This is a genomic window from Mangrovibacterium sp. (assembly GCF_059905295.1).
Map to the genome: position 1 here is coordinate 1 of NZ_JBZQJF010000052.1, position 5,270 is coordinate 5,270.

Below are 5,270 nucleotides of genomic sequence, written 5' to 3' on the forward strand. Positions count from 1 at the left end.
TGAAGTAATCGTAACCGGTGACTTTCAGCAAACCTATGGCCCAATCAAGTTGAATAAAGATGATATTGGTATTTGGTCAACAGTGGTTGGTCCTCTGGCCCCCGATCTCTATTCCTATGATTTTTCGGTTGATGGATTGAAGATGATTGATCCGAAAAATACGAGGCTAAAGGAAGGGGCAAACGGGTATTCCAACTTATTTGAAGTTCCCGGTGAGGCGGCCAATTATCAGGCAATAAAAGATGTTCCGCACGGGCGTTTGGAAGAAGTTTGGTTTCAAGCCAAGTCGATCGGTAAGGTAAGTCGGGCACATGTTTACCTTCCTCCGGGTTATGAAAATATGAGCGAAAAATTGCCTGTTTTGTATTTGCAGCATGGCGGTGGCGATAACGATGCTTCATGGTCAACAGCTGGCCGTGCAAATTTTATCCTGGACAATTTATTGGCTGAAGGCAAAATGAAGCCGATGGTTGTTGTGATGCCTTATGGAAACCCGGGAGGAGGTTTCTACACCACCGTAAGCGGAGATGCAGATCCCTACTATAAATACTTTTTTGAGGATTTAGTTCCTTATGTGGAGGCCAATTACAAGGTGAAAAATACTCCGAATTTTCGGGCTTACGCAGGTCTTTCAATGGGCGGATTGCAGGCCCTGAATATGGCCTTTTTCTACGCCGACCGCTTTGCTTACATTTTACCGTTGAGTACCGGATTCTTTCCGAATCAACTAAGCGATGTTGAAAAATTGTGTGCGGATGAGTCTATTCAGAAAAAGATCAATCAACTGAAATTATTCTGGATTGCAATGGGGGGCGAGAAGGACATTGCCTATCAAAATGGTTTAAATACGAAGGCATTGTTCGATAAATACGGCATCCGTTACGAAACTGATTCGTATCCGGCCGGGCACACGTTTATCACCTGGCGGCATAATTTAAAAGATTTTGCACCACTGCTTTTCCAATAGAAACGACCTAAACCAACAAACCTATGAACCGAACGCTATTCCTTGCATCAGTCATCGCTGTTTTTTGTTCTTGCGGTAAAACTGCAGACAAAACATTGAAGGTTGATGCAGTAAAAACACAGGCCGGAATTGTTGCCGGAAAAACAAGTACGGAAGGAGACGTGGCTATTTTCCTGGGTGTTCCTTATGCAGCTCCACCGGTTGGTGATTTGCGATGGAAAGCTCCCCAGAGTGTTGATGCATGGGCCGGTGTTCGCGAATGTGTAAATCCACCGGCTTCGGCCATGCAACCGGATCCAAAACCATTTTTTTGCTGGTCGCAGGAGTTTATCACACCAGCCAAGCCAATGAGTGAAGACTGTTTGTATCTGAACATTTGGACCCCGGCTAAAAAAGCCGATGAGAAACTTCCGGTGATGGTCTGGATTCATGGTGGAGGACTGACTTCCGGCTCGGGAATGGTGCCGTTGTACGATGGAACCGAGATGGCCCGAAAAGGTGTCGTATTCATCACGATCAATTATCGGCTGGGAATTTTTGGGTTTCTGGCGCATCCGGAACTTTCGAAAGAATCGGATTTGAATACTTCCGGAAACTATGGCATTCTGGATCAAATTGCTGCTTTGAAATGGGTGGAGAATAATATTGCAGCTTTCGGTGGTAATCCTGAAAATGTCACAATTGCGGGTCAGTCTGCCGGTTCATTTAGTGTGAATATGTTGATGGTTTCCCCACTGGCTAAAGGACTTTTCCAAAAGGCAATTGGGGAAAGTGGAGGTATGTTCGGCAAAACACTATCGTTGGGGAATACACTTGCCGATGCAGAGAAAGCCGGAGAGAAAATGTTTGCTGATGCCGGCTATTCGAACTTGGCGGCGATGCGGGCAATTCCTGCCGATTCATTAGTGTTGAAATTTCCGGGACGACAGGGAATTACGGTGGATAATATTGTGGTTCCACCAGTTGCTGAAACCTTTGAAGCCGGCAAGCAAAACGATGTTCCGCTGATCTCTGGTTGGAATGCCGATGATGGTGTATTCTTTGGCCCTGTACCAACAGCAGCGCAGGCAAAGGCTGCTGCCTTGGCTCGATATGGCGAACATGCTGCTGCCTATCTGCAGTTGTTCCCTGCAAATACCGATGAGGAAGCAGCAGCATCTCAAAAACTGAATTCTCAGATATCCTTTGGTTGGAATAATTACAGTTGGGCCCGGTTGCAATCTGAAACAGGTCAAAATCCGTCCTGGCTTTATTATTTCAAACGAGTTCCGCCAGGCGAACCGAATTACGGTGCTTTCCACTCGGCTGAGTTTGCTTATGCTCTTCACACACTTCATAATTGGGATAAACCCTTTACAGAAACTGACTATGCATTGGAAAATATCATGAGCAGTTACTGGGTAAATTTTGCGAAAACCGGAAATCCAAATGGAGAAGGGCTTCCCCAATGGCCGGTTTTTAACGATACTAATCCGCAGGTGATTGAGCTTGATGATGAAACACGGCCGGGGCCCTTGCCTTATCAAAAGCAAATGAATTTTATGGACGCCCAAAACGGATTCTAAAGATCGATAACTGACTAACGACAATAAAATGAAAAACCACTATAACCGCAGACAATTTTTAAGACTTTCCGGCGCAGGATTAACCGGTCTGGCTTTTTTACCCAGCTTGGTATCCGGGATGAAGTCATCTCTCCCGAAAGAACGTGTTGTGGAAACAGCTTATGGTAAACTGAAGGGATTACAAGCTGATGGTTTGGTTACCTTTAAAGGAATTCCATATGCCGGAAGCGTTTCCGGAGCAAACCGGTTTAAACGACCGGCTGAGCTGAAACCCTGGACTGGAGTTCGTGATGCGCTGCAATTGGGAAATCCTTCAATCCAGGTACCAAATCAGACTTTTGGCATCAATGAACCTGACCCGGCTGAAGATTGCCTGTTTCTGAATATTTGGACTCCGGCTTGCGATAGTGGCAAACGTCCGGTAATGGTTTATAACCACGGTGGTGGCTTTGTATCGGGTTCCGGAGGAAGTGCAATGCAGGACGGGGCTAATTTGGCCCGATTGTTTAACGTGGTTGTTGTGGAAACTAACCACCGCTTAGGCTTACTCGGTTTTTTGTATCTCGACGAAATATTGGGTGACGAGTTTGCAGGCTCTGGAAATCGCGGTGTTCAGGATATCGCTATTGCCCTGAAATGGGTCAGCGAAAATATTGAACGCTTTGGAGGCGACCCCAATAATGTGATGATTCACGGCGAGTCGGGTGGAGGCATGAAAACTTCTGCCTTGTATGCCATGCCCGAAGCGGCTCCTTATTTCAATAAAGCATCAATCGAGAGTGGTCCGGGGCTGAAGTTCAAAACTGTTGAGTTGGCTGCTGAAACTACAAGTTTGTTGTTGAGTGATCTGGGACTCACGAAAGCATCAGCTCGCAAATTGTTACAAATGCCGGCTGCCCAATTACTCGAAGCTCAGCTACAACTTTCGAAACATGGCATGCGATCGCTGGTTAGCACGTTTGATGGGATTGGTGCTGCGGGGATTGGTGGATTTAGCCCTGTCGTGGATGGGACGGTTTTACCTGTTCATCCGTTTAGCCCCACTGCTTGCGAAATTTCAAAGAGCAAGCCACTCATTGTCGGTTGGAATGAAGATGAGCAGATTTTCTTTTCGATGTTTGGCGGCGATCTGGATGCTTTCAACCTTACAAATGACGGACTGAAAAGCAGACTGGAAAAAGATTTTGGCAACCAAACAGAGCGGATTATATCCACTTATAAAGCGACTCGGCCGCAAGCCAGCCCGACCGATTTGTACATAGCCATTTACTCGATGTTGTCGATGGGACTAGGTTCGGTTCGGATAGCCGAGCGCAAATTTGAACAAGGTGGTGCACCTGTTTATTTGTACAACTTTGGCTACAAATCGGAACAAAAAATTCCGGGAACAGACTACGAATTCGGCTCGATGCATGCCATGGATATTCCTTTCAAATTCTACAATGTAGCTGCAACAAAGGGGCCTGATGGCTCCGATATTCCGGGATTGGCCGGCAGCCGTGAAGAACGCTTTCAGGCTTCTCGAAACATGTGTAATTACTGGACTAGTTTTGCCGCTACGGGAACTCCGTCGGCTGCAGGACAACCGGTCTGGAAACCTTATAATCTTAATAATCGCGCCACTATGCGCATCGATTCTCAATGTGAGCTTATTGACGATCGTTATGCTAACGAACTTGCAATGTGGCGTGAAATACTTGAATCAAAAACAAACTAAACCCCAAAAACATAAACCAATGAAGAAATTACTTTTTACAGCTTTAGTTACTTTGGGATTGAATGCTTATGCACAGGAAAAAGAACCTGTGAAGCATCTTCCAATATTTGATATTCACGTTCATACGATGAAAGTTAATCCGGATTATGTGTCGCCGATGTGCCCCTGGTTTTTATCGGATATGCCTGGCGCTGATCCCAAGGAGAAAGCTCCGTTTTTTATGAACCTGGATTGTGTGGATCCCTTGCAGCCTGCTCACTCTGATCAGGAGATGCAGGACGAAGTCATCAAGCGCATCAAGAACTTCAACATGACCATGGTTGCTTTTGGCGATGCAGAAATTTTACACAACTGGGTGAACGCTGCACCAAAAGGACGAATCATCCCTGGAATTGGTATTAGTAATGCTAAAGAAATGACCGTCGAAGCTTTCCGCGATTCAATGGAGAATGGCTTTTATAAGGTGATGGCTGAAGTGGCACCGCAGTATCAGGGAATTTCGCCAAGCGATCCTTCGCTTGATCCTTATTTTGCCGTAGCTGAAGAGCTTGGAATTCCGGTTGGTATTCACATGGGAACTGGTGGAAATGGTATGGCTAACCTCACACAACCCAAGTACCGCGCCTCGCTCGGAAATCCTTTTGAACTGGAAGAAATGTTGGCTCGTCATCCGAATTTGAAGGTCTGGGTTATGCATGCCGGATACCCTATGGCAGAGGAGATGATTGCATTGATGGGTGCGAATGCTTATGTCTATGTAGACATTGCAGGAATGATCTGGAGCTACCCGCTCGACGAAGTGGAATGGTACATTAAGCGCTTGGTTCAGGCTGGTTTTGAAAAACGAATTATCTACGGAACCGACTTTATGATGTGGCCGAGATTATTTGAAACTTCAATGGGTGTGATTGAGCATGCGCAGTTCCTTTCTGAAGATCAGAAACGTGATATTCTTTTCAACAATGCAGTCCGCTTTTTCGGAATGAATAAAGATGATTTTGACTGGCCGGAAGGAAAGTAA

Annotated in this window: 4 protein-coding genes; all 4 read left to right on the top strand. The window is 45.9% G+C overall.

The window, feature by feature from the left end; genetic code table 11:
* Window positions 1–967 (top strand): esterase (locus tag AC37HE_RS03125; RefSeq protein WP_500781324.1); only part of this gene is annotated, 967 nt, incomplete at its 5' end.
* Between the two features lie 23 nt (window positions 968–990).
* Window positions 991–2,532 (top strand): carboxylesterase/lipase family protein, encoded by a 1,542-nt coding sequence (locus AC37HE_RS03130; RefSeq protein ID WP_500781325.1) that lies wholly within the window; start codon window positions 991–993, stop codon window positions 2,530–2,532.
* A 28-nt stretch (window positions 2,533–2,560) separates the two neighbouring features.
* Entirely contained in the window at window positions 2,561–4,249 is a 1,689-nt protein-coding gene (locus tag AC37HE_RS03135; RefSeq protein WP_500781326.1) for a carboxylesterase/lipase family protein, read from the top strand.
* A 19-nt stretch (window positions 4,250–4,268) separates the two neighbouring features.
* The gene (locus AC37HE_RS03140) at window positions 4,269–5,270 is read left to right on the top strand and encodes an amidohydrolase family protein (protein ID WP_500781327.1); all 1,002 of its coding nucleotides are present in this window, start codon (window positions 4,269–4,271) and stop codon (window positions 5,268–5,270) included.

What these genes read in the sequence shown, in the direction of transcription:
- AC37HE_RS03130 (WP_500781325.1), top strand. Translation starts at nt 991, where the DNA reads ATGAACCGAACGCTATTCCTTGCATCAGTCATCGCTGTTTTTTGTTCT.
- AC37HE_RS03135 (WP_500781326.1), top strand. Translation starts at nt 2,561, where the DNA reads ATGAAAAACCACTATAACCGCAGACAATTTTTAAGACTTTCCGGCGCA.
- AC37HE_RS03140 (WP_500781327.1), top strand. Translation starts at nt 4,269, where the DNA reads ATGAAGAAATTACTTTTTACAGCTTTAGTTACTTTGGGATTGAATGCT.